Raw genomic sequence first — 24,566 nt, forward strand, 5'->3', positions numbered from 1 at the left:
TCCGGCTCTTCATTGCCAAACCTTTGCAACCGGTACGATCTGAACCTCGACCCTGCGCGACTCACTCATAGGATTTCGAATGGCTGCGGACTCCGCGTAGCGCTCTGCGGTCCATATCTTTCCCGGATGAACCTTGGTGACGAGCGAGTTGGTACGCGGGCTGGGGGGCACCCCCGGCATGATGCACGACCATACCGCCGGCTGGTTGTTGACCGCGGGCCGGGTTCCGGTGAAGGGCGCGCAGACCGACCCATCTTCGAGCTGCAGAATCCACGGTGATGGAGAGGCGGCGGGAGGGGCGGTCACGAGCGGAAGCGCTTTAGTAAGCTTCATCACAAAGCCGCTCTTGCCGAGCGCGGGGTTGGCATCGCAGATAACCTCATTTTCCATTGGCGGCACCTGGAAACAGGGGTCGCGAATGCCGTTGCCGATCATACATCGCCACGCGCCCGGCCGGTCGGCAGCAATCGAGCGGGTCCAGCACGATCCTTGCTGGATGGGGCCCGGGGGAACTGAGGGAGTGAACCAGGTGACTTCCGTCGTGCGGATGACCGACTGAGCGCAAACGCGATCACTCAAGATCAAAAGGATCGCGGCTGCCAGGGCACGAAGAGAGGTCTTCATGGCGGGAGCTTAGCTGCTCATCGCTCGTTTCGGGAAACCGAGCCGGGCGCAGCTTGCCGGCAATAGCCGCGACGCTACTCCTGCTCGAACCCCCTAGAGTAGGGGCAGGGAAATTCCGGCGGTGACCAGCGCCCCGGTCGCTACGCCCATCAGGGCTTCGCCGGCGACCATTCCGGCAGCGAACAGGAGTCGGGGGCCGCCCTCCTCCTCTTGGCCGAGCCATCCGCCGGCCAGCGCGCCAATGAAAATGGTTACGCTCAAGCCGAAGGGTAAATACAGTCCGATCGCGACCGGCATGATTGGAGCCCGCCAAGAGCTGCTGGACCGTTCAGCAAGCACATCGCCGACCGCCAGCAGGGCGGCCAGAATCGCGCCGGCCGCGATCATGGCCCATGGCAAGCCGCCACGGAAAACCCCTTGAGTTACTTTGGCCATCAGGAATGCCTGTGGCGCGGCGAGAGCACCGGGGCGGGCGGTCGCGGTTCCGGCAATTCCATAGCCTGCGATGAGCAGATTCAGAATGGGCGCCATGACGAACGATGCCGCGATCGCTCCGATCAACACGCCTATCTCCAACGCGCGTGGGGTCGCTCCAACAAAGTATCCGGTTGCAAGGTCGTGCAACGAATCACCCGCCATCGCGGCAGCCGTGCAGACGACGGCGCCTGACAAAATCGCAAGACGGGGCCCGACCTCCACGCTTTCAACCCCGGCAAGTTTGAGGAAAATTGCCACGGCCAGCAACACGATGACCGTGACCCCCGAAACTGGATTATTCGAGGCACCCACGATTCCGGTGAGATAGCCGGCGATCGCGGTAGCGAAGAATCCGATCAGCGCCAGCATCAGGGCAAGCGCGGCGCTCAAGGCCACCCCCGCACCCAGCACGAGGCAGAGTGCGAAAATTACCGGAACCGTGAGCCCGACGGCGGTGACGATGGCCTTCGGCGAAAGATCGGTGTCCTCGCGCGCCAGCACCTGCACATGGCTGCCACCCACGATAGCCAGGCTGTCACGTAGGGCGGCGAAGATGCGCGTGCGAAGGCGCCACAGCGTTACGATTCCGCCGGTAAGCATCGCTCCAACCCCGAGATAACGGACTTGCGAACTCCACAGCGCCGAGGCGGCGCGCATCGGGTCGGGGTTTTGCCCACCGCCATGAAGCAGGGCGAGAACCGGTATGGCGACAACCCACGCAAACGCGCCTCCGGCGAAAACCAAACTGGCGATGCGCAATCCAACTATGTAGCCGATACCCAAAAGCGCTCCGGAAATATTGATCGAGCCGCCGATCACCGCACCTCCCAGCCATCGCGCACCGGAAACCATTCCCGGAAGAATGCCAAACACGTCCTGCGTGGCTTTCAAACCGGCCGCGATCGCACCACCCCACGCAAGCGGAGCTATTTGGGTCTGATTCTCCCCGGCGCGCAGAACTTGAGCGCAGGCGAGCCCTTCGGGAAACGGGAGACGGTCCTCGACGATATAGGCGCGGCGTAAAAAAACAACCAGCAAGGCGCCCATCGTGCCACCCGCTGCGCTCAAGGCAGTGACCTGCAGGTAAGGCAGCGGACCTTTGTGTCCGAGGATGATGAGGGCGGGAAAGGTGAAGATCGATCCGGCGGCGACTGCTTCTCCCGCGGATGCGATGGCTTGCACGACGTTGTTCTCGAGAATGGTGGCCCCGCCGGCCATCCGCAGAATCGCCATCGAGATTACCGCCGCCGGAATACTGGCCGAAACGGTCAGGCCGGCGTAGAGACCAAGATATGCGTTGGCAGCCCCAAGGATGAGTGCCAGGGCGATTCCGAGCGCGATGCCGCGGGGGGTCAGTTCGCGCGGGGCGAGCTGCGCTAATGGGGAGGCGGCTTGCACCGCGCAACTATATGCCATCGACGAGGCGAGATGGCGAACGTACAAGGGGGAATAGGTAAGCCAAGCCAAACCAACCGCCTGACTCCTCCCCTGGGCTGGAGAGCGCAATTCGCCAGGGTTCTACCAGAGCAAAGTCTACGGCCCAACTCGAGCGTCTACAGGCTATCGGCGGCGCCGTCGACTGATACGACTGGTTTGCCGGCCTTGTGCCATCCGGTAATGCCGTCGACCATCACGCTAACGTTGGTGTATCCGGCGCCGACCGCCCGACGGGCGGCTTCGTGTGACGCCATTCAATGCAGGTTGTGACAGTAGAAAACCAGCATGGCATTTTTGTTGGACGGCAGCTCCTCAGCCACGTCGTAATGACTGTCCGAGGAAAGCGGCCGCGCGCCTGGAATCATGCCTTCTGTGTTGCGCACTTGCGGCCCGTCGGCATCGAAGACATGAACGTGTGCGTTCGGGTCGGCCATCAACTTGGCGAGATCGTCGACATGGATTAGCTGGAAACTATCCTGTTCGGGTTTGTTGTTGATGATGGAGCCTATGTCGGTCGCGATGGCCGGTATCGCGACTACCATGATTGCGCCGATTACAGCCAGGATCGCGGCTGGTTTTCGCATGAGAACACTTCTCCTCGACGACAACCTTAAGAATATCAAACCTTGTTCACCACGAGAACGATCAAACTTTCTCGAACAGGCCGACCCATCGTTCCAGGGCAGTCTCGTGTCCGGGTACCAACTGTATCGTAAACTGGTCATAGCCGGCATCGCGCAGGGCGCGAATTCGCTCGATTAATTCCGGCGCCGGTGCTGTGAAGGTAGTCATGCGCATAACGTCTTCGGTCAGAAAGCGCTCCTCTTCCGGGCGCACTGCCAGCAGATGCAGCTTGTGCATCTGGAGATAGCGGGCATCCGCGGGCTGATAAGTCGCGTACTGACGGCGATATTCTTCCATAAGCGGGGCAATCTGCGCCGGAAGCTGCAGGTTGATCGTTGACTCGACCAGGCCGTGAAAGAAAACTGTTGCCAGCGGACCCGCCTGGGCGCGGGCCCGCGCCGAGGCGGGCGATTCGCCCCCATCGAGAATACACCCCAGCGTGAACACGGTACGGTAGAGCGACTTCGGGTCGCGCCCCGTGTCTCGGCAACTGAGCGCGATTTGATCCGCCTCATTTAGCGCGCGCGGCATGGTCGACAGGAACGTCATCCATCCGTCGGCGATTTCTGCGGTCAACTTGCGTGCCTTCGGCGCGAAAGCGGAGATGTGCAGCGGGATCTTGTCCTTGATGTTGACCATGCCAAATTCGGGGTTGAGAAACCGCACCTTGTGAGAGGCGCCTTCGCACTGCCAGTCCACGGTCTCGCCCCTCAGCAGCCCTCGAACGACGCGCAGATACTCGGCAAACTCCCCTAGCTTCATGGGGCCGAGGCCCATGGTGTTGCGGGCGGTGAAGCCGGTGCCGGCGCCAAAAATGATTCTTCCGGGCGCGAGCTGATTTAGAGTCGCTAGTCCATTGGCCGTCACCGGCGCGATCCGGTTGGTAGGAACCAGCACCCCCAGTCCCAATTTGATCTTGGAGGTATGCTCGGCGGCAAGTGCCATGGTGGCGAAGATATCCGGCGCCAGCATCTGCGAGTCGTAGAACCAGGCATGCGAAATTCCGAGTTCCTCTGCATGCTTGACCGTTTTCCATGCATCGAGATTCGATGCGAGTGCGATTCCGAAGTCCATGGTTCAGCCTCCAATCCCAGCGAATCGAGCGAGCACTATCACTATTTGCGTAAAGGGAAAATCGCGTTAGGGTGAGTGTCTGGCACCATCTGGTTAGGAATTCTTCCCGTTATGCTGAAACTCTACGAACATCCATTTTCGCCATACGTGCAGAAGGTCAAGATTGCGCTCTATGAGAAGAACATTCCGTTCGAGGTCGAAATTCCCGACGCGTTCAGCGGCGCACCGACCAAGTTCGGCACTCTCAACCCGCGCCTGGAGGTGCCTGTCCTGGTCGATGATGGCTTTGCGATCTTCGATTCGACGATCATTCTCGACTACCTCGAGGACAAGTGGTCTAGCCCCCCGATGCTTCCGGTCACACCGCGCGAGCGGGCGCGCGTGAGGATGATCGAAGACCTGTGTGACACCTATTACGAGGCGATCAACTGGGGGCTGATGGAAGTTCGCGCATGGAAGCGGGTTACCGGTGATCGGGCCGCGGCGATCGAAAAGCGCGCAGGTGAGCAGACGGCGGGAGTCTTCGCCTGGCTGGAGCGAGAACTTGGCACAAGCCAGTGGTTCAACGGCTCGTCGTTCGGTCACGGCGATTTGAGCGTATTCCCGTACGCGCACGGCTCGGTGGTGTGGGGCGCCGAACCGAAAGCTGGATCGAGGCTTGCTTCGTGGCTGGAGCGGATGGACGAGCGCGAGAGCGTGCGCAAGACCATTGCGGCGACGCAGCAGTTTGCGGGCTCGATGGATGTGCTGCCGGCGATGCTCGAATCGGGCGTCTTCAAGCGACAGTATCGAGACCATCGGCTGGAGTGGATGATGCGGGTGGGCGGAGCTGAGGTGGTGCTAGAGGGATTGAGGAAGGGGACGATTCGGTTTTCGGAGGAAGTGTCTTAGGCCGCGTTGCGAGCACCGAGTTTCATCCGACTCTCCAACACTGCTTGTGACAAGTCCGGAAATTGTTAGACCCTCAGCTGGCGACAGCTTCGTCGTCTGGGGAAGTACCCCGCCGGCCGCGGCGGTGTATGACTTTCCCCTAAGCGGGGAAAGGAACCCAACCGAAGGGCTTACCTAACTGCTGTTTCGGCGGGTTCCGCGATTACCTGGTTCTCGAGCCTACCGATCTTTTCGATCTCGATTCGCACGACGTCGCCGGCCACCAGCCATTTTGGCGGTTTCATCGCGGCTGCGACTCCGCTGGGGGTCCCAGTCGAGACGATGGTGCCCGGCAGCAGGGTAAACACGGTCGACAGGGTTTCGACCTGGGCGAAGCAATCGAAGATCAGGTGCCGCGTATTTGAGTGTTGGCGCATTTCACCGTTTACGAAGGTCTTGAGGTCGAGCGCGTGCGGGTCGCCGATTTCGTCGGGGGTGACGATCCAGGGGCCGATCGGGCCGTGGGTATCAAACGATTTGCCCAGCGTCATGGTAGGCGCACGCATCTGCCAGTCGCGCACGCTGACGTCATCGACGATCAGATAGCCGGCAATCACTTCGTGAGCGCGATCGCGCGGCACGTGGCGGCAGCGCCGGCCGATCACAAAGCCGAGTTCTCCCTCGTAGTCGAGCGCCTTCGAAGCGCGCGGCAGATGAATCGGATCGTTCGGCCCGGCCACGCAGGTGGCCTGCTTGTTAAAGAACATCGGAAAGGAGGGTTTCTCGCGCCCCGTCTCGGCCACATGGTCGGCATAGTTCAGACCGATCGCGAGGAACTCGGGAGGGCGCGCGATGGGCGCTTCCAGCTTTAGCGAAGAGAGTGCAATCCGCCCCGCGTTGCCGGTGACGGCCTTTCGCGCGATGTCGAGCGCCTCGCGGCCAGCGCCCAAGAACGCGACCATCTCGCGCGGAAGTTCGGGTGCAGCTGCGGCCAGGTCAATGATCGATTCGTCGGTGACGACGCCGATGCCAGTTCTTCCTTGATACGTGAAAGTTGCTAGTTTCATTGTCGTCCTCGCTCATAGAGCCGCTTTGAACCTGAATGCGCCCCCGCTCCGGCTGATCTTGCCGGCCGAAGGGGTGGCGAAGTGAGTGCCGAACACCAGCACGTCGCGGTCCGCATATTTCTCTGCGAACGCGCGCCGCGTGCTCTTGGCCATCGCAAGGTCGCTGTCAAAAGCGTCGTCCCAATCCGGGTACTGGAACTGCACGGGATGATGAATCAGATCGCCGGTTATAACCGCGTCGTGGCCCTTGGACGAAATGCGAACGCTGTGATGTCCAGGAGTATGTCCGGGAGTGGGTTCGAGCCAGACCTCATCGGTGATTCGATGGTTCGAATCGACCAGCTTCGCGTGTCCTGAATCAACCACCGGGCGAACCGAGTCTTCAACCGGATCACGAGAGTCTTTGTTGTCAGACTTGGACCAGTAATCCCACTCGGTGCCGCCTACGAGGTAACGGGCGTTGGGGAAGGTCGGGACCCATTTGCCGTTCTCGAGCGTAGTGTTCCACCCGACGTGATCAACGTGGAGATGGGTGCACACGACGATGTCGATGTTGTCGCGGGTGTAGCCAGCTTTTTTGAGATCGTCGAGAAACGGCAGCTTGAGATTGCTCCACGCGGGGTTGCTACGCACCTTGTCATTGCCGATGCAGGTATCGACCACTATGCGCTTACCCTGGGATTCAAGGACCAGCGCGTGGATAGCCATCCTGAGCTTGCCTTTCTCGTCAGTGAAGGTGGGAAACAGCCAGCTTGCCTCTTTCTTGATGTTCTCTGGTGTCGCGTCGGGCAGTAACCAGGTGCCCGGCCACGGGGCTTCGCTTTCAATGATGCGGCTGACCTTGACGTCTCCTATCTTCCAGGTGCTCATTGGGGATCGACCTCCGCTACTGGTCCGCAACTTAACTCGATTCCATGGTGGTCGCCAAACGGGTCGCGCGAATTTGGAGTTGAAATTCCTAGTGGAATTGACTTCGGGGGGCCTGCCTTTGCGGGCCGGGACGCGAGCGGGCCGGGACGCGAGCAGCCCGCGATGACGAGAAAAGCAACTGGGTGGCATCGGGAAAAAGCGGTCGCCTAAATCGACGGTTCTACTTCAAAGCAAGAAAAAAAGATCTTGACAGGATGAATCCGGTTGCCTCTTCGGAGCAACAACCACTAACTAGAGAAGGGTCGGCACTAATCCGCTCGCGTCGGACCCATTTCTGTTAGCGGAGCGGTAGATCGGGTTTACCCGGTCGGGAATTTGGAGGTGCGAGTGATGTCGGTCAAACCACCTACGGCGGAAGAAATTCGAGAACTGGCGCGCGAGAGCTACATGGAACTGAGCGCGAGCGAGCTTGATGCGCTGGTGGGGGCAGTCCGTGCGCAGATTCCTTTGCTTGAACGGGTCGATGCGTTCGCGGCAGATATACCAGCGTCCGTCGCGCGCTATCCAAAACGCGACGCGGGCGCGCCGATGAATCGCAAGGACGATCCGCTCAACGCGGTGGTGCGAAAATGCCACATCGCTGGCGCGCCCTCGGGAAAGCTCAAGGGCAAACGTGTGGGTCTAAAGGATAGTGTTTGCGTGGCGGGCATTCCCGTCAGCGGAGGCTCGCACGTGCTGCAAGGGTATACCGCCGATATGGACGCGACGATCGTCGCTCGGATGCTGGACGCGGGCGCGGAGATCGTCGCGATGCTGAACATGGACGACTTCGCACTTTCCGGCGACGGCAAGACCTGCGCATGCGGGCCGACACTTAATCCGGTGAATCCGGAACATTGCTCCGGCGGGTCCTCAAGCGGGTCAGGGGCCGCACTGGGTTACGACTGGATCGACATCACCATCGGAACCGACCAGGGCGGGTCGATCCGAATTCCCTCGTCGTGGAGCGGCGTGGTGGGTATCAAACCGACTTACTCCTTGGTTCCGTACACCGGGGTTATGAGTATCGACCCCTCCCTCGATCACGTCGGCCCAATGGCGAAGAACGTTCGTGACTGTGCTCTCATGCTCGAGGTGCTGGCCGGCAAGGACCCACTTGACCAGAGGCAAGGGGAAGTTCCCATTGAAAGCTACACCGAGCTGCTCGACCGGGGCGTGAAGGGGTTGCAGCTGGGCCTCCTGCGAGAAGGGTTCGGGCACCCCGGTGCCGAGGCCGATGTCAATGACTGCGTGCGGAAAGCGGGCGCCGCCCTGGAAAAACTCGGTGCGACGGTGCGAGAACTTTCCATCCCGGAGCATCGCGATGCATCGGACCTGCTCTTTGCAATCGCGCCGGAAGGGATGATGAGGCTGGCCGATACGGCCTTGCAGAGCGTCCACTTCAACGGCAGCTACAGTCCGAGTCTTGCTGACTTTTTCAGCGCCAACCTGCCATCGCGCGCGAGCAAGGAAGCGCTGACCGTAAAGCTGATGGTCGTGCTCGGCAGATTCGCGGCGCGCCGATACAACGGGCGTCTGTACGCAAGGGCGCAGAACTATCGTCCGAAGCTGAGAGCGCTCTACGATGATGCTCTGAAATGCTGCGACGTATTGATGATGCCAACCACGCCAATGAAAGCGCCGCGGCAAGATTCCGAGACGCCGTACGGAATGATCACAAACACGGCGCCCTTCAACATGACCGGACATCCGGGACTGAGCATCCCATGCGCAATGTCGAAGGGACTGCCGGTCGGGCTAATGCTTATCGGGCGGCACTTCGAGGATGCGACGCTGCTGCGGATTGGGCATGCCTATGAACAGAGCGTTGATTGGCGCAAGGCATAGGGAGCATCGGCGAATCTTTCGGCCGATGGCGATAACCGTGCGTTCCGCGCTGGTCGGATCGCTGCTGTTCGCCCGACTGCGACAGCGGTCGCCGCAGACGCGATGCGCCGCAGCACCCACTCCAGCGAGCGGCTATAGCGATCTCGCAAGGCGGTGGCACGCCCGCCGCAAAGCCTTGATACGCGATTGCCACACGTCGTCACCGAGTAGGGTGCCGTGTTGCAGAAACTCGCCTAGCGCGCGGGGACCCTCCAAGGCGCCATGCGGCTGAACAACCGATCCCGCAGGACCAGCGTGTGAAACAGAACAGCCGAAAAATGCGCGATGAACGTGAGGAATAAGAGGTAGGCGAGAATTGTGTGCGCCGTCCGCAGGGCCGCGTACAACATCACGCTATGCGGAAGGATGGGGAAAAGATGCAGCCCGCCGTACAATACGATCGGATAGCGCGCCGCGGACAACATCCCCAAGCCAACCAGCGGCTGCACAAACAGCAATGTGTACAGCAAGATTTCCGACTCGTGTGCGATGAAGCGCTCCTGAGACGACATCGTCGCAGGAAAAGGAGGCATGGTGCTGAACTGCCGTTTCACGAACCGGATCACCACCAGAATCAGGACCAGGATCCCCAACGGGCGATGGATTGATACCAGCCGGTGGTAGTCGGCGAGCGACGCGACCATGGCAACACCAATGCCGAGCATGGTCAGCACCATCGCGGCGATCAGCCAGTGAAAAAACCGCATGGAACCTGGGAATTGCTGCGGGTTCGTTGCCACCTTGACGCTCACTTTCGCACGTCCGAAGGCGTGATCGCGCTCGGTTCCTTCTTCTCGCCCGCTCGCCTCGTAAACGATTGCGAATAAACCGCCGATCGAGCGCTGAGCAAAGGATCGTCGGACGGTGCGATCCCGGCCGGCAACACCAACGGATCGAAGTTGATGTCGCGACAGTTTCCAGGAGCCTCGGCCTCGACTTGGTCGATGATCAGCGTACCGGCATCGACGTGCTCCCGATCTTCCGGCCATGGGATCGTCGCATCGTCGGTAGGGTCGCCGGGTTGCCCAACCGTGAGGATCAGCCGCCACTGGACGGGCGCACTATGAATCCGCGCGATAAAATCGTCGAAGAGATAATTCTTGTCTGGATTGGCGGATTGAGCCTGATCTTCAGGTTTAAACGCATCCACCGGCACCAGCGACCATCGAACCGGCGTCGAGGTGCCGGCCGCGTTGACGAAACGGAACGCATTGAGGCCGTTGAAAGTGCTGTTGTCGAAGCCTGAGGAAAATGGTTTGGCTTTGATGATCGTTAGAGCCCGCGCACTCTCAGGATGGTCGGCGAAAAATGTCTTTAGCTTGTCGGGATCCGGCTTGCCCGTCGTCGGGTCCGGCTTCGATGCCAGCAATTGGTCATAGAATCCCTGAGCGGTTCTGACCGCGAAGGCGGGGATATCAACCATTGCCGTTCGCCACTCTTCCCCATTCGCTGGTGTGAAGGCGAGTCCCATCCCGCGCACGGACGCCGGAGTGTCGGACACGTAGGGGTTGCCACCGGGTAGCGAGACGCGGCCGATCACCGGCACGCGGCCGGGCTTGAACACGACAGCTTTCGACAAGCGCGCACCCTCGCCGTTGCTGTCGAAGTACCCGGTGATACACATGCCTTTGGCATGATTACGGCGGAAACCGGAGTGGATTCCGAAGACCTGCTGAAAACCGTTGACGAACCGCGCAGGTGTTAGTTCATGCGGACTGAACCAGCCCCCCAAATAGAGAAACCCTCCGACGACACATAGGATGACGACGCCGATGCCCGCCAATCGCGCCAGTGCGCTGGGTACGCTCAGGGGAGCTGGCTGATTTTCCGTCGATGGGGTCGCGTCACTTGGCAATTGCCCCCTCCAATGCCTGCTTACCTAGGCGACGATCCACATTTCCCGAGTAAGGTGCCGGGAAGCAGCGCTGGATCCCCGAGAGCGCCGAAGCTCCTGACAGCTCCTACTTCTGCCGGATTGCGCTTGAGTCCACAAGCAGGTCCTTCGCCGAAGTCACAGGGAGGTGCGAGACAATGGCCCAAAAAAGGCGCTAATTGGAGGAGACTACTGCGGTCTTCCGCATTCGCGATTGTTACCGGCGCAGATACAGCTTCAAGCGCGGCAACGTCGTATGCGGCGAGCCGCGCAGCATTCGAGAACGAGCTGCATGTCGGTGCGGGAATTGCGGAGGTCATCTTCGAGCGCGAGTTGAGTGATCCGAACCGCCGGATGACGTTGCGGGTTTATTCGGGGGAAAAGGCCACCAGAGTTTGGTTCAGGCAGATCGCGTGACTTGCGTCCGGGGGCTTCCTCGCGCTGTTCCAAAACAATCACCCGCTCCACCCGGATTCTGCGGATCTCGAAGCGCGGATAAATTTCAACGCCACCGAGTTCGACAAAGCTTTCTTCCAAGGGTGCTACCGGGCCACCGGGTCAGCAACAAAGCCGGTCGATAACCTTGAGGATGATGGGAGTGGTCTTTTCGAATGATTCGCGCCGGATGTATTCGTTAGGTTGATGGGCTTGCTCGAGATCGCCCGGCCCGCAGATCAGTGAATTGATTTCTGCGCGAGCGAAGAATCCTCCGTCGGTTCCGAACAGCACGCCGCCCGAGTCGTGGGTACCAGTCGCTTCCAGCAGGGCGGCCTCCAGCGGAGTTCCACGCGGGGAATTGAGCGGCGGAGTAACCACCGGAGAGGTCAATTCTATTTCCGCATTGTGATTGCGCGAGGCGTAGTCGTGCAATGAGACGCTTTCAATTCGGCGCTGCACCTCGCGATACAACTCCGTCGGGTCGACGTCCGGCAGTGTGCGGTAGCTCAGTTTCAGCACGCACTGCTCGGCGATCATGTTTACGGCCATGCCGCCGCTTATGGTGCCGAAGTTCAGAACGTCGTGGGGAGCGTCGGGGAAGATTTTCGTCTGCTCGGGGCGCGGGCTGGATCTACGCTGCTCCTGGATCTGGCCGATCACTTCGATGACTTTACCCATCACCGCGATGGCGTTGACGCCCGTCGCCGGCGCACCGCTGTGTCCGCCGCGGCCGCGTACGATCACATCGAACAGCACGATGCTTTTGTGGGCGTGGCTCACCTGCCAGGAAGTTGGTTCTCCGATCCAGGCGATGCGCGGAACCGGGGTCTCGCCGAGTATCGACTTGAGCGCGGGCCCAACCTGTGCGGCGCCCAGACATCCAACCTCCTCATCGGCGGTGAACACGAACACGAGCGGTCGCCTAAGCCGTGAAAGGTCAATTCGTGCAGCAGCATCCAAACACGCGGCGATGAAGCCCTTCATATCGGAGGTTCCGCGCCCGTAGAGCCGGTCGCCGGCGTCCTCCAGTTTCAGTGCGCTCCGGGTCCATCCTGGCTGTCCTTCGAAGGGGACGGTATCGATGTGTCCAGAAATAATCAGACCGTCCGTGCGCGAAGGTCCGACCCAAGCAACCAGGTTGGATTGCGGAACTCCCTCGACTTCAATCCTCTGCTGCTCGACCTTGAACCTGAGGCCCTCTAACTGGGTGGCCAAGTAGTCGATCGCGACCAAATCGCTGTTCGTACTGACGGTATCGAACCCGATTAAGCGACGGGTAACGTCGTAGAGGTAACTGGCCACTTCCTCACTCCAAGACCGACTCTACCACGGCCCACGGCAACGGGGATTGAGTCAGGTTCGTGGTTTCTTCGCCCGACAAAAAAGGACTTGGGGGTTACCTGCGAGCGCCGGGATGCGCTATCAGCTACAATGACCGACCGAGGATTCGCTGGATGCCGAATGAGGGCACGACGACCGTCGTCACGGACGATTCGCAATCAATACCACTTCAGTCGCAGGGCAATAGCGTGGCAAGTTCCACCTTAAGCGTGCCCTCTAAAGAGGTCCCGCTTCGGCCGGCTACGGAGGTTTCACGACCCGTCAAGGGGGAAGCCACCGAGCTTAGCGCGCCGGAACTCCTCCTGAATCGCGAGCTAACCTGGCTTGCGTTCAATCGCCGGGTGTTTGAGGAAGCGCTCGACCAGCACAATCCTCTGCTGGAGCGCGTCAAGTTCCTCGCCATTACCGCCTCCAATCTCGACGAGTTCTTCATGAAACGAATCGGCGGTTTGAAGCAGCAGGTCGTCGCGGGCTTACAGGAGCTCACGGTTGATGGCCGTACTCCACAACAACAGATCGACGAATGCCTCGCCGAAATTCGCGATTTCGAACCGCGCCAGCGAGCGTTGCTGCCGGCGCTCTTGGAGGAGCTCAAGAAGAACGATGTCCAGGTACTCTCTTTCGACCAATTAACCGGTGAAGAGCGAGTCGCGATTCGCGACTACTACTTTCGTAACATCTTTCCCCTGGTGACGCCGCAAGCTCTGGACCCCGCCCATCCGTTCCCGTTTATTTCGAACTTGTCGCTCAATCTGCTGGTGACCCTGCGCTCGCCGGATGATATCGAGCCTTCACTGGCACGAGTGAAAGTCCCGGTCGGGCTGGGTATTCCCCGCTTCCTGCGAGTCGACGGCACCAATCGTTTTGTCCCGCTCGAAGACGTCATCGCGCACACCCTCGACCTGCTGTTTCCGGGCGTAACGATCGAGTCGTACGAGTTCTTCCGGGTCACGCGCAACGCGAACACGGAGCGGGACGAAGACGAGGCCGACGACCTGCTAGCCCTGATCGAGTCGGAGCTGCGGGATCGCAGGTTTGCACCGATCGTAAGAATCGAGGTGGCGCGCGGCATCAACCCGGTGCATCGCGGGATGCTGGCTGCCGAATTGGGCCTCCACGAACTGCGTGACGTGTTCGAGGTGGACGGGATGCTCGCGATTCGCGATCTGATGGAACTGGTGGCGGTGGACAATCCGGCGCTGCACGATCCGCCGCATCATCCGGTCGACCATCCGCGGCTGACCCCCTCGCGAAACATCTTCCACGTGATTCGCGAAGCGGGTTCCGTGCTGCTCATGCATCCCTACGAATCGTTTTCGACCTCGGTCGGACGCTTCCTGCGCGAAGCGAGCGAGGATCCGAAGGTGCGCGCAATCAAGATGACGCTGTACCGGACTTCGCGTGATTCGGAGATCATCGACTATTTGTGCGACGCCGCGCGCAATGGCAAGCAGGTTGCGGTGGTGGTCGAACTGAAAGCGCGTTTCGACGAGGCAGCCAATATTCAGTTCGCATCACAGCTCGAGGACTACGGAATTCACGTGACCTATGGCGTGGTGGGTTTTAAGACCCACAGCAAGGTCATTCTGGTAGTGCGCCAGGATTACAATGGACTGCGCCGCTACGCGCATATCGGGACTGGCAACTACCATCCGGGGACCGCGCGTCTTTATGCAGATTTCGGGCTGCTCACCTGCGAGGACACGATCGGACAGGACCTGACCCAGCTCTTCAACTATCTGACTACCGGGTACTACGGAAACCGTTCGTACAAGAGAATTCTGCCGGCGCCTCGATTCCTGAAGAAAGCGTTGCTGGAAAAAATCGAGCGTGAAGCGAAACTGCATTCGACCTCGTCCCCGGGCCTGATCCAGATTAAGATGAACGCGCTCGAGGACGCAGATATCACCCTCGCGCTGTATCGGGCCTCGAGAGCCGGGGTAAAAATCGAATTGGTGGTGCGCGACACGTGCCGGCTGCGGCCCGGGGTCCCGGGGCTGTCGGAGAATGTCCGGGTCGTAAGTGTGGTAGGGCGCTTTCTGGAGCACGGGCGTATCTTCTATTTCCGCAACGGGGGCAACGAAGAGTATTTCATCGGCTCGGCCGATTGCATGAAACGCAACCTCGAGAGCCGCGTGGAAGTGGTCGCGCCGGTGGAGGATCCCGCGTTGCGCAAGGAACTCCGGACGGTGCTGGATCTGCAACTCAAGCCGAACCATGCGACGTGGGAAATGCACGCCGATGCGACCTATACGCGAACGGTGGCAGGCGATTGGCAGAACAACTGCCAGCAGGCGCTTATCGATCTGGTCACCAATCGCGAGAAGGAAGCGAGCAAGGTGCGCCGGAGACGGCGGCGGGGGTTCGCACGGCGCTCAGTGAAATAAATCCGCCCCTTTCGCAGCAACGGAGATCGAATCTTACCTCCCCAGGAACTCGCGCAATTGTTCTGCTAGTTCCTGAGGTTTTTCCTCGGGTATGAAGTGACCGCACTCGGCGATCGCTCCGCCCTCGGCGCGGTTCGCGACTCTTCGCAGTGACTGGACCACGAGCTCGCCGCGTCCGCGCAGACCGCCGCCCCCAAGCCCAAGCGTCGGCATCGGAAGTTTAAATCCGTTCGCAAGCGTCGCGCGATTGTCCTCGATGTCGCGCGACATCGCCCGATAGTAATTGAACCCCGCGCGCATCGCTCCCGGCTGCGAGTAGGTGCGGACGTATTCGGCGACGTCGGCATCGCTGAAGGTACCGGCCTGGTCGGCGCCGTTCATAAAGAAAAATTCCAGGTAGGTTCGCTCGCGGCCAACTGTCAACGCTTCGGGGAGGTCGGGCACCTGATGGAAGAGATGGTGCCACCGAGTCGCACCTCGCGGGTCGATGGGGCTGCCATCGCCTGGGGCGCGATCACCCGGTACCGGCACATCGAGCATGACCAGGTGAGTGACCGCCTCGGGGTGATCTGCGCTGAGACGGAATGCGACGGGTGCGCCCCAATCGTGGCCGACGACGATGAAACGTTGGTGGGCAAGATGATTGTGCATCAGTTCCCACACGTCGTTGGCCACGGTCTTCTTATCGTAGCCGGTGGAGGGACGCGACGAATCACCGAGACCACGCAGATCCGGAGCTACCATCGCAAAACGATCCGCAAGCAAGGGGATCAAGCGGCGCCACTCGTACCAGGTCTGCGGCCATCCGTGCAGCAGCACCATTGGAGTGCCGCGGCCGGCGGTGACGTAGTGCAGGCGAAGACCTTTGAGGTTTGCGTAGTGATGTTCGAACTGGAAGTCGCCCATGCTGATCGCTCCTGGAGAGCCGCTGCGATTCTAGGGCATGGGGAGACACACCGAAAGAAGCTCATTGGGCGCTGAACATTTTCATTACCTCGGGATGCGGGATCGGAGGGTTTGAGGTGAACGCATCGTAGGTGCCGGTGGTAAGGAGCTCCTGGGCGATTTTCCTTGCTAATGACAGGGCGGCAAATGCAGCGGCGCCACCGATGCTGAGGCGCGCGACTCCGAGACCCTGGAGCTCTGGCGCGGGAGGCAGACCAGGGGCGAGCATCACGTTCAGCGGCAAGGGAGACTCCTTTGCTATGCGCCTGATGGTTGCCGAGTCCGTCACTCCAGGGACAAAAGCACCGTCCGCGCCCGCGGTGGCGTAGGTTTTGATGCGGCGGATGGTTTCATCGAAACGGCCGTCTTCTGCGCCCAGGCGGCGCAGATACACATCGGTGCGGGCATTGACAAAAAATCGGAGGCCGATTCTATTCGCCAACTCGCGGACACCCTTGATTTTGTCAGCGAGGACAACCGGCGGCTCCGTCGCGTCCTCGATGTTCATGCCGATCGCGCCCGCGTCGACGACGGCGCGCACGGTTTCACAGACGTCGGCCGCGGTGCTTCCATAGCCGGTTTCGAGGTCAACGGTGAGCGGAACGTTGACCACGCGCGTGACGCGACGGACTGCATCGAAGAGACGGTCGCGCGTGATGTGCTGGCCATCGGGGTAGCCGTTTGCGGCGGCGAGTCCGGAGCTGGTGGTGGCAACGGCGGGGGCGCCTGCGAGTTCGAAGACTCGGGCACTGGCAGCGTCCCAGCAATTGAGGAGAACGAGAATTTTGCTCGCATGATGAAGTTGCTGGAATGCTTGGGCTTTTGCGATTTGGGATTGGTTCATGGTTCGGCTCCTGGTTCCTTAATTCGGTGGTCATGGTCAATCGATGAGAACCCCGGTGAAACGCGGATGTGAGAACGGGAAGATTCTTAAATGCCTAGAGGACGCTCTGCCAAGAAATTCGGCTCAGCGGCTCGCCTGGTTCGGCCGCTCGTACCGTAAACACCGGGGGTCATCTGGGCTAGGAGGCGGGGGCGAGAACGCCACCGCAGTTTGGACAGGTTTGATTCATGGCGCTCGCGCAGTCTGGGCAGAAAGTGCACTGGAACGAGCAGACGTGCGCGTCTGAGCGGACCGGTAGAGGTTTGCCACACTTCTCGCAGCTTTCTTTTGCGGTGGTCATCAGGCGCAGTAGTCCGCCATTCTCTTCCTCGCGGGTGGCGGCCTTGAGGAGAGCTTCGCGAGCTTTGAAGTTCTGCTCGTGGGCAGCCCACGCACGATAGAGTCCGGCACCGGTCGATTCCAGCCGGCCGAGCAGGGCCATTTGCTCGTGGCGAGAGAGGCCCGCGAACAGTGACGCCATGACCTGTTCCGGCGAGGTGTCGAGTTTGCCCAATGGTCGTTCCCCTTTCGCTACGATCTTGCTTCGAGCACCATCTGTGTCTGCGTGACAATCGCAAGCAGGCGTCCATCCGCAGCAGTGACCCGCGTCTGCCACACCATGGTGCGCCGACCGCGATGAATCGCGGCGCATTCCGCTCTCACGGTGGTTCCCACCGGAGCAGGAGCGAGAAAATTGGTTTTGGACTCGATGGTAGTGGTGCCCTGCCCGTCTTTCAGATTGACGAGAGTCGCGTACGCGCCGAGCGTGTCCGCCAGCGCCATGAGTGCGCCGCCATGCAACACCTCGGGGTTGGTGCACAACTCCTTGCGCACCAGCAATTCCGCGGTCACCCGCTCGGGTGACGCGCCAAGGAACTTGACGCCGAGTAGTTCAGAGAAGGGCAGCGGATTGTTCTGGATACTGGTCAACTCATCCATCGCATAAGCTCCAGTTTACATAGCCTGACAAAGGTGAAGCATTGGCGGCAACCGGCTCTCTTACGTGCGAGGTAATCATTAGTATCCGGTTCAGCCGCTCTTAAGCGCCTTTCGCACCGGATGATCGGGCGGCAGGGTGCAGAGGCCGTCGCTCTCGATCTTCAGTGCGCAATTGAAGCGCGCGCGGAAATTCTCGAGCGCGATTGCCTGAGTCAATTCGACCACCTGCTCATCGCTGAACTGCGCGCGGACCTCGGCGAACACCTCATCGGAAACCTCCGCAGGCGTACGGGTCATTCCCTCGGCATAGCGCAACAGCGCTTTTTCCCGCCGATCGAAGCTCAGACTCGTCTCGAAATCAGCGAGCGCTTCGAGCTGCTGGTCGGTGATGCCCGCGTCTCTGCCCACGGCAGAGTTAATGTCGACTCAGAAAGGACATCCGATCATCTGCGCGGTGCGCACGAAAGCGAGCGTCTTGAGGCGGCCGTCCACCACGGTGGATGCGGCAACCGCCTGATTCAGCCGACCTGAGGCCAGAAAAATCTCCGGACGATGCGCCATCACCAGATTGGGCGTGATGACTCGGCCAAACAACTCGATGCTTTTCTGGAAGGCCGCTCTTACACTGTCCGGTGCGAGCTCAGGATCGATTCCTTTGATTCGCATGATTTCAACCACCCTGAAGTCTGCCTTTCCAATTGATACACCGATGCGCAGGATGAGTGGACCGTTAACCTTAGCTCCCTCCTGCCGTTGGGAGAGAATCTGGTCGAAAGGCTCCCGCCGCAAGCTTACCAGGTGTCGATGCAGGGTCGCTTTTTACCGCTGCGGGGTGGGGGCGGCGGCGCTGATTGCAGAGCCGTCATGATCCACTTGCGCGACTCGAGCGGATCGATGACGTCATCGATTTCGAAGGTCGAGGCAGTGTTGACCGCCTTACCGTGCTTGTACATCCGATCGACCATCTCGTCGAACAGCGCCTTGCGCTGGTCGGGATCCTCGACCGCGGCGAGTTCCTTGCGATAACCGAGTTTGACCGCGCCCTCGAGCCCCATACCGCCGAATTCTCCGGTCGGCCACGCGACCGTGAACAAGGGCGCCTTGAAGCTGCCGCCCGCCATGGCCTGGGCGCCGAGTCCGTAACCCTTGCGCAGCACGATGGTGAAAAACGGGACCGTCAGGCTCGCACCGACAACGAACATTCGCGAGGCGTGGCGCACCAAACCGGTTTTTTCGATTTCCGGTCCGACCATGATTCCGGGCGTGTCGCACAGGAACAGAATCGGGATGTCGTAGGCATCGCAGAGCTGCATGAAGCGCGCCGCCTTGTCGGCGCCGTTGCTTTCGATCGCGCCGGCGAGATAGGTGGGGTTGTTCGCGATTACGCCGAGCGGCCGTCCCTCGATTCTGACCAGCGCGGTGACCATCCCGTGCCCGAAGTGACGCCGGACCTCGAGAACCGAGCCGGTGTCGGCCAGCGTCTCGATCACTTTGCGGACGTCGTAGATGCGAAGGCGATTCTCCGGAATGAGTCCGCGGAGCAGTCTTTGATCGGCGCAGCTCCAGCCCTCGATCGATCCTTGGAAATAAGAGAGATACTTGCGCGCGACCTGAACCGCTTCGCGCTCGTTCTCGACCGGAAGGTCGATGACCCCGTTCCGGACCTGCACCTCGACGGGACCGACTTCCTCGGGACGGAAGATGCCGAGCCCTCCGCCCTCGATCATCGCGGGACCGCCCATCCCGATATTGGAATTGCGCGTTGCGATCACCACGTCGCAGCATCCGAGGATCGCCGCATTTCCCGCGAAACATCTGCCGGAGTTGATGCCGACCATAGGGACCAGTCCACTGAGCTTGCCCCAATAAGCAAACGCCATGCAGTCGAGCCCGGCCACCCCGACGCCATCGGTATCGCCGGGGCGGCCGCCCCCGCCTTCTGTGAAGAAGACCACCGGGAGCCGCGATTTCATCGCGATTTCGAACATTCGATCTTTCTTGCGATGGTTCTGCTGACCCTGAGTTCCCGCGAGCACCGTATAGTCGTAGGACATCACGATGCATTGCGCGCGCGAGTCTTCGAACAGGTCCCCATTGATACGTCCGATGCCCGCGAGCATCCCGTCAGCGGGCGTGTTCTTGACCAGGTCCTCGACGGTTCGGCGCCGGCGTTGGGCCGCGATAACGATTGGGCCATATTCGACGAAGGTTCCGGAGTCGCACAGGTCGGTGACGTTCTCGCGAGCGGTGCGCTGGTCGGTCTTGCGCCGGCGCGCGACCGCGTCGGGCCGCGACTCATCCATGCCGAGGAGATGCCGCTCGTGCACTTCTGACAAGTCGGCACGGATGTGATCGAGGTCGATTTGCTTCTGCTCTGCCGCCGCGGAGACCTGAACCTCCGCTTCCTCGATGAGTGCGAGCGGGTGACCTTCGAAGATGGCATCGCCGACCGCGACCAAAATCTGGCGCACCGCACCACTGACCTCAGCTCGAATCACATGCTCCATCTTCATCGCTTCCATGACGAACAGCTGCTGCTCCCTGTGCACGAGATCGCCCTCCATGACATCGATGGAAACGATGGTCCCCTGCATCGGTGCCGAGATCGCGACCATCCCCGCCGGGACCGCGATGTCGTTGCGGGGAGCGGCGGCGAGCGGAGCATCCTGCCCGACTACGGCGGTTTCGCCCGACTTACCGTGATGGAGCACGGCGAGCGGATCGCGGGTATCGATTCTGGCACCCGCGAGCCGCGGAGCGGCGCCGCGTTCGAAGAATAGGCGGCGATGAACAGAACCCGACGTGCCGTTCAGTTGCGCGATGTGATCGTCGATGAACCGTGTGTACAGACGGTTCGCCGCAAAATCCGGATGACTGAGCAAGCTCTGCAGGAAGCCCAGGCTGGTGGATACCCCTTCGACCTTAAACTCGCAGAGTGCACGATAGGCTCGCTTCACCACGTCGGAAAAATCGGGCGATGGCGAATGGGCGATCAGCTTCGCGAGCAAAGAATCGAAGTTCGAATTGGTCGTGTAGCCGACATAGGCGAAGGTATCGACGCGAAGGCCGGGACCCGAAGGCGGCTCGAATGCAGTGAGCGTTCCGCCGGAGGGCTTGGCGGTCCCGTCGGGTCGCATCGATTCCATGTTGATGCGCGTCTGAATTGCAAATCCGCGCGGCTTGGGGACGTTTTTCTGCTCCAGGCCAAGCTGCGCTAGAGATTTTCCGGCCGCAAGCTGAAACTGCGATTGCACAAGGTCGACGCCCGTGACTTGCTCGGTTACCGTGTGTTCTACCTGCAGGCGCGCATTGGCTTCGATGAAGGCGAAGGATCCACCGCCGTCGACGGTCGCATCGATCAGAAACTCGAAGGTACCAAGATTGTTGTAGTGACCTTCCTTGGCAAGCTTCAGCGCGGCAGAGATGATTTCATCGCGCAGCATGGGAGCGAGGCTCGGGCTTGGCGCGATTTCGACGATCTTCTGGTTCTGACGCTGCACGCTGCATTCGCGCTCCCAGAGGTGGCTCACGTGACCGGCGTTGTCACCCAGAATCTGAACCTCGATATGGCGCGCACGCGGCATCAGCTGCTCGACGTAGACATCTCCAATGCCGAATGCCGCGCGTGCCTCGGACTGGCAGCGTTTGAAAGCCTCGTCGATATCTTCGGCGCGATGAACCGCGCGGATGCCGCGGCCCCCGCCACCGGCAACCGCCTTGATCATGATGGACGCGTCCGGGCCGAGTGACCCGAAAAAGGTCTTGGCCTCGCTGAGGGTTGTCGCGCCCGCGGTACCGCGCAGCAGCGGAATGCCCGCGTGGTCGGCGAGGGTGCGCGCCCGGACTTTGTCACCGAACAGGTCGAGGACTTCGGGGCGCGGACCGATGAAAGTGATTCCGGCTTCGGAGCATCGACGTGCGAAGGCGCCATTCTCGCTCAGAAATCCGTAGCCAGGATGGATCGCGTCGCATTTGGCGGCCTGAGCGACCGCGATTAGCTGCTCGATATCAAGGTAAGCCGCGGCACCTTTGCCCCGCAGCGCGCGCGCATCATCGGCCTTTCGCGTGTGCAGTGATTGAGCATCATCCTCTGAAAAAACCGCGACAGTGGAAATGCCCAGTTCTGCTGCGGCGCGCATGACACGAATCGCAATTTCGCCACGATTGGCGACCAGCAGGTTCTTCGAAAGCATGAATTAGGCTTACTCTCCCCTTAGCGAACGCATCGAACGGCAAATGTCTTCACCTGATCTATCAGATAAAAGCAAAGTCTTGTGGCATTGTGGAAGTGCAGTGAGGGGCTCCCAACCCCACGCCGAATAGGAGAGCGGCTGGAAGTGCGACTCAACCAGACCCCCTCGAGCCCAGCCAGCGCAGGAAGATCGCGCTGTCTGGGGACCCATTGGTGGTACCCTTTCTTTCCCCGACCACGAGTTAGAGGGTAGCTTGAACCGCCGCCGATGCCTTCGGACACAAACGCTGCCTGGCCTCCAACCGTAAACTCGCCATCGGCGGCGGGTGCGGCATTCTTACGGCGCGACCTTGCATCCCGCGCGGTCGCGATCGCCATGATTACGGCGCTCAGCGTGATCCAGCTCTGCGGGCTGACCCGCTATTTTCCGATCGATTCCTGGACCGACCGGCATCCATTTTTCACCAACAGCTACGCACTCCATTTTGCGCGCAGCTTGTTGAGCTCCAGGGCGATGGCGCGGCACCTCAGGCTGTGGAGCTACAGCCCCTTCTTGATGGCGGGCTATCCGGCCGGGACGCGAACCGAGCCAATAGGCGACGCAGTCGCGCTGTGGTTTTGGTTGTGTAGCGGTCTTTCAACGGTCCGATGGGTAGGCCGGGCTGCTGTCCTCTACAAAATGTTCGTGGTCGGAATATTGGTATGCGTTCCCGCTGCGGCCGCTTCGACGGCGATCTGGCTCGGCTTCGATTGGAGCATCGCGACGATCTCGGCGGCGCTCGGTGTATTTGGAACATTCAATTACCCGGGACTGATGATGCTTCGGGCCGGAATGTTCGCGTTCTTCGCGGCCGCTTTCCTGTGTGCGGCGTGGAGCGCGCTGCTCTACCATTCGCTTGAGAGGGGTCCGGCGCATCGCGCGGCGGTCGCGATAAGTGGCGGGCTGCTCACCTATCTCCATCCCCTGACCGCGCTTCTGCTGATTCCGGCCTCGATTGGGTGCCTTGCGGAATGCCGAACCCGTAAGCGTCTGTTGTCACTGGCCGCCACGCTGGCGGCGGCACTCGCGATTTCGCTTGGCTGGCTATGGCCGCTCCTGATGACCTGGGATCTCGGCGTTCATTTCGCCCATTGGTGGAGAACCTCAGGAACAGTGAGGGGTAGCCTGGCGGCGTTTTTTCGCTGGCGCTTGCCGTTTCCACCCATAGCAGTCGCCGCCGCCGCAACGTACGGCGGAGTGCGCGCGCCGTTGCGCAAGCGTTTCCTTAGTCTGTGGCTCGCTGCGATTCTGAGTTTTGGCGTGCTTGCTTACTTTGGATCGGAGCTAGGAGCCCTCGCGAACCTGGAGCCGGGACGATTCGAAGTGCCTTTTTTCTCGTTCGCGGCACCCCTGGCCGCCTATGGTATCCGCGACGGGTGGCACTGGCTCGGACAACTTCGGACCCCGATGCGCCAGCTGAGCAAATCATTGGCAATCGTGGTGGTAGTGTTCTTCGCGCTAGTCTCCGTCGCGTCGCTGTGGCTCGAGACAGCGGCGCATGGACCTATAACCACCACGCTTCCGGATCAGGCCCAAGAAATCTGGCAATGGATGGAGACGTCCGAGCATGATTCGCGAATGGTGATGGAGTCGGGATGGACTGTCGATGAGAATGGCGGGGTTGTGGCACCCTATTTCAACAGCGATATCGGCATGCTGTGGGCAATCGAGAGCAATCGGGAACTCATCGGTGCGTCGCCCAGCGAAGGTTTTACCGCGTTCAGCTTTACCGACCTGGGCAACGGAGTCGCGTTTGGCAAGCCGCTGTCCAGCTTGAGCCCGGCTCAGTTTCGCGCCGAACTCGAAACTTACAATGTAGGCTCCCTGATCGCCTGGTCGGCCGAGGCAAAGGAATACCTCGATCGAGTTGATGGGCTGGTACCGCTGCAAAGAAGCGACCCATATATGCTCTACGGGGTCGCCGGCAGCCACACATTTCTGATGTCAGGAAAGGCAGGTTCCGTTAGTGCGGATCAGGATTGCATTCGGATCAAAGCCGCGGACCCGGGGCGGCTGATTTTGAAATACCACTACTTCAAGACGCTACGCACTGACCCGCCGATCGCCATGAGCGCAGCGCCGATCGCCAATGGTGACCCGATTCCCTTCATCGCGATCGATAACGACGTCAGGCGCGATATACGAGTTTACAATGCTGGCTTTAGCGGCTGGGGTAGTGCGGCGGATGCCTGTCATTAAGCAGGTCGGTGGGGGTGCGACTCAACCTCGCCGCTGCGAATCGTCATAAAGTAGCCGCGGGCGCGGCTAATCGTAAGACCTAGGTCGGCGAGAAACGGGGGGTCAGCCAAGAGCACCTTGTCGGCTAAAGCAAACGTCAACCGCTCGAACAGTTGGCAGGGCCGTGCGCAACGCGCGAGTCCGTGTGCGGACTCCCGCGACTTCGCTTACAGCGAGCAGCACACAGTGAGAACCGGCCGCTTAGGGTTGCCAAACGGGGGTGCCGGTTCGAAGCCTATCACTCGCTTCAATGAAATCTCGGGAAACTCACAAAATGAAGGTGTTGGTGGGACTTACAGTTCCAGCTATGGGGCTTGCGCA

21 protein-coding genes are annotated in these 24,566 nt (G+C 60.5%); 4 read left to right on the forward strand and 17 right to left on the reverse strand.

Annotated features, from left to right (window positions below; genetic code table 11):
- Window positions 1–9: 9 nt before the first annotated feature.
- The 5 genes from VGI36_10090 to VGI36_10110 all read right to left on the reverse strand — a co-directional run bounded on the left by VGI36_10090 (window position 10) and on the right by VGI36_10110 (window position 4,236).
- Window positions 10–624 carry a hypothetical protein gene (locus VGI36_10090; protein HEY2485489.1) on the reverse strand — a complete coding sequence of 205 codons (615 nt, stop codon included), beginning with the start codon at window positions 622–624 and terminating at the stop codon, window positions 10–12.
- Between the two features lie 93 nt (window positions 625–717).
- A complete protein-coding gene (locus tag VGI36_10095) occupies window positions 718–2,568 on the reverse strand; it encodes an oligopeptide transporter, OPT family (protein HEY2485490.1) in 1,851 nt (616 codons plus the stop codon).
- Window positions 2,569–2,654: 86 nt separating this feature from the next.
- Window positions 2,655–2,792, reverse strand: a complete 138-nt coding sequence (locus VGI36_10100; GenBank protein ID HEY2485491.1) for a hypothetical protein — start codon at window positions 2,790–2,792, stop codon at window positions 2,655–2,657.
- Complete coding sequence (locus tag VGI36_10105; GenBank protein HEY2485492.1) at window positions 2,793–3,122, reverse strand: rhodanese-like domain-containing protein; 330 nt, start codon at window positions 3,120–3,122, stop codon at window positions 2,793–2,795.
- A gap of 61 nt (window positions 3,123–3,183) precedes the next feature.
- Window positions 3,184–4,236: an LLM class flavin-dependent oxidoreductase gene (locus tag VGI36_10110; GenBank protein ID HEY2485493.1), complete on the reverse strand. Its 1,053-nt coding sequence runs from the start codon at window positions 4,234–4,236 to the stop codon at window positions 3,184–3,186.
- A 111-nt stretch (window positions 4,237–4,347) separates the two neighbouring features.
- Between VGI36_10110 and VGI36_10115 the strand changes: the two genes are divergently transcribed.
- Window positions 4,348–5,127 (forward strand): glutathione S-transferase family protein, encoded by a 780-nt coding sequence (locus tag VGI36_10115; GenBank protein ID HEY2485494.1) that lies wholly within the window; start codon window positions 4,348–4,350, stop codon window positions 5,125–5,127.
- A gap of 170 nt (window positions 5,128–5,297) precedes the next feature.
- Here VGI36_10115 and VGI36_10120 read toward each other — a convergent pair whose 3' ends face one another.
- Window positions 5,298–6,173, reverse strand: coding sequence for a fumarylacetoacetate hydrolase family protein (locus tag VGI36_10120; protein ID HEY2485495.1), 876 nt, complete (start codon window positions 6,171–6,173; stop codon window positions 5,298–5,300).
- A gap of 12 nt (window positions 6,174–6,185) precedes the next feature.
- Entirely contained in the window at window positions 6,186–7,043 is an 858-nt protein-coding gene (locus tag VGI36_10125) for an MBL fold metallo-hydrolase (protein ID HEY2485496.1), read from the reverse strand.
- Window positions 7,044–7,433: 390 nt separating this feature from the next.
- Here VGI36_10125 and VGI36_10130 point away from each other — a divergent pair, with 390 nt between their 5' ends.
- Window positions 7,434–8,930, forward strand: a complete 1,497-nt coding sequence (locus tag VGI36_10130; GenBank protein HEY2485497.1) for an amidase — start codon at window positions 7,434–7,436, stop codon at window positions 8,928–8,930.
- 233 nt (window positions 8,931–9,163) lie between these two features.
- Here VGI36_10130 and VGI36_10135 read toward each other — a convergent pair whose 3' ends face one another.
- The 3 genes from VGI36_10135 to argE form a co-directional block, all read right to left on the reverse strand.
- Complete coding sequence (locus VGI36_10135; protein HEY2485498.1) at window positions 9,164–9,721, reverse strand: cytochrome b/b6 domain-containing protein; 558 nt, start codon at window positions 9,719–9,721, stop codon at window positions 9,164–9,166.
- Complete coding sequence (locus tag VGI36_10140) at window positions 9,718–10,824, reverse strand: catalase family peroxidase (protein HEY2485499.1); 1,107 nt, start codon at window positions 10,822–10,824, stop codon at window positions 9,718–9,720. The genes VGI36_10135 and VGI36_10140 overlap by 4 nt, the downstream gene beginning before the upstream one ends.
- Before the next feature lie 576 nt (window positions 10,825–11,400).
- Entirely contained in the window at window positions 11,401–12,582 is a 1,182-nt protein-coding gene (gene argE, locus VGI36_10145; protein ID HEY2485500.1) for an acetylornithine deacetylase, read from the reverse strand.
- Between the two features lie 152 nt (window positions 12,583–12,734).
- Here argE and ppk1 point away from each other — a divergent pair, with 152 nt between their 5' ends.
- Window positions 12,735–15,008, forward strand: coding sequence for a polyphosphate kinase 1 (gene ppk1 / locus VGI36_10150; protein HEY2485501.1), 2,274 nt, complete (start codon window positions 12,735–12,737; stop codon window positions 15,006–15,008).
- A gap of 33 nt (window positions 15,009–15,041) precedes the next feature.
- Here ppk1 and VGI36_10155 read toward each other — a convergent pair whose 3' ends face one another.
- The 7 genes from VGI36_10155 to VGI36_10185 all read right to left on the reverse strand — a co-directional run bounded on the left by VGI36_10155 (window position 15,042) and on the right by VGI36_10185 (window position 21,968).
- Complete coding sequence (locus VGI36_10155; GenBank protein HEY2485502.1) at window positions 15,042–15,914, reverse strand: alpha/beta hydrolase; 873 nt, start codon at window positions 15,912–15,914, stop codon at window positions 15,042–15,044.
- Between the two features lie 61 nt (window positions 15,915–15,975).
- A complete protein-coding gene (locus VGI36_10160) occupies window positions 15,976–16,797 on the reverse strand; it encodes an isocitrate lyase/phosphoenolpyruvate mutase family protein (GenBank protein ID HEY2485503.1) in 822 nt (273 codons plus the stop codon).
- A gap of 178 nt (window positions 16,798–16,975) precedes the next feature.
- On the reverse strand, window positions 16,976–17,350 hold the full coding sequence (locus tag VGI36_10165) for a DUF1272 domain-containing protein (GenBank protein HEY2485504.1): 375 nt from the start codon (window positions 17,348–17,350) through the stop codon (window positions 16,976–16,978).
- A 17-nt stretch (window positions 17,351–17,367) separates the two neighbouring features.
- Window positions 17,368–17,775 (reverse strand): PaaI family thioesterase, encoded by a 408-nt coding sequence (locus VGI36_10170; protein HEY2485505.1) that lies wholly within the window; start codon window positions 17,773–17,775, stop codon window positions 17,368–17,370.
- Between the two features lie 90 nt (window positions 17,776–17,865).
- Window positions 17,866–18,183, reverse strand: a complete 318-nt coding sequence (locus tag VGI36_10175) for a hypothetical protein (protein ID HEY2485506.1) — start codon at window positions 18,181–18,183, stop codon at window positions 17,866–17,868.
- 18 nt (window positions 18,184–18,201) lie between these two features.
- Window positions 18,202–18,441 (reverse strand): hypothetical protein, encoded by a 240-nt coding sequence (locus VGI36_10180; GenBank protein ID HEY2485507.1) that lies wholly within the window; start codon window positions 18,439–18,441, stop codon window positions 18,202–18,204.
- 125 nt (window positions 18,442–18,566) lie between these two features.
- Window positions 18,567–21,968 (reverse strand): carboxyl transferase domain-containing protein, encoded by a 3,402-nt coding sequence (locus VGI36_10185; protein HEY2485508.1) that lies wholly within the window; start codon window positions 21,966–21,968, stop codon window positions 18,567–18,569.
- A gap of 267 nt (window positions 21,969–22,235) precedes the next feature.
- Between VGI36_10185 and VGI36_10190 the strand changes: the two genes are divergently transcribed.
- The gene (locus tag VGI36_10190; GenBank protein ID HEY2485509.1) at window positions 22,236–24,206 is read left to right on the forward strand and encodes a hypothetical protein; all 1,971 of its coding nucleotides are present in this window, start codon (window positions 22,236–22,238) and stop codon (window positions 24,204–24,206) included.
- The last annotated feature ends 360 nt before the right edge of the window (window positions 24,207–24,566 follow it).

Source organism: Candidatus Binataceae bacterium (assembly GCA_036495685.1).
In the GTDB taxonomy this organism is placed as follows: domain Bacteria; phylum Desulfobacterota; class Binatia; order Binatales; family Binataceae; genus JAFAHS01.

Excerpts from the sequence above, each read along its gene's own strand:
- ppk1 (HEY2485501.1), top strand. The coding sequence starts at position 12,735 with ATGCCGAATGAGGGCACGACGACCGTCGTCACGGACGATTCGCAATCA.
- VGI36_10155 (HEY2485502.1), bottom strand. The coding sequence starts at position 15,914 with ATGGGCGACTTCCAGTTCGAACATCACTACGCAAACCTCAAAGGTCTT.
- VGI36_10115 (HEY2485494.1), top strand. The coding sequence starts at position 4,348 with ATGCTGAAACTCTACGAACATCCATTTTCGCCATACGTGCAGAAGGTC.
- VGI36_10190 (HEY2485509.1), top strand. The coding sequence starts at position 22,236 with ATGCCTTCGGACACAAACGCTGCCTGGCCTCCAACCGTAAACTCGCCA.
- VGI36_10100 (HEY2485491.1), bottom strand. The coding sequence starts at position 2,792 with ATGGCGTCACACGAAGCCGCCCGTCGGGCGGTCGGCGCCGGATACACC.
- VGI36_10090 (HEY2485489.1), bottom strand. The coding sequence starts at position 624 with ATGAAGACCTCTCTTCGTGCCCTGGCAGCCGCGATCCTTTTGATCTTG.
- VGI36_10105 (HEY2485492.1), bottom strand. The coding sequence starts at position 3,122 with ATGCGAAAACCAGCCGCGATCCTGGCTGTAATCGGCGCAATCATGGTA.
- VGI36_10170 (HEY2485505.1), bottom strand. The coding sequence starts at position 17,775 with ATGGATGAGTTGACCAGTATCCAGAACAATCCGCTGCCCTTCTCTGAA.
- VGI36_10160 (HEY2485503.1), bottom strand. The coding sequence starts at position 16,797 with ATGAACCAATCCCAAATCGCAAAAGCCCAAGCATTCCAGCAACTTCAT.
- VGI36_10130 (HEY2485497.1), top strand. The coding sequence starts at position 7,434 with ATGTCGGTCAAACCACCTACGGCGGAAGAAATTCGAGAACTGGCGCGC.
- VGI36_10180 (HEY2485507.1), bottom strand. The coding sequence starts at position 18,441 with ATGCGAATCAAAGGAATCGATCCTGAGCTCGCACCGGACAGTGTAAGA.
- VGI36_10185 (HEY2485508.1), bottom strand. The coding sequence starts at position 21,968 with ATGCTTTCGAAGAACCTGCTGGTCGCCAATCGTGGCGAAATTGCGATT.
- VGI36_10125 (HEY2485496.1), bottom strand. The coding sequence starts at position 7,043 with ATGAGCACCTGGAAGATAGGAGACGTCAAGGTCAGCCGCATCATTGAA.
- VGI36_10120 (HEY2485495.1), bottom strand. The coding sequence starts at position 6,173 with ATGAAACTAGCAACTTTCACGTATCAAGGAAGAACTGGCATCGGCGTC.
- VGI36_10110 (HEY2485493.1), bottom strand. The coding sequence starts at position 4,236 with ATGGACTTCGGAATCGCACTCGCATCGAATCTCGATGCATGGAAAACG.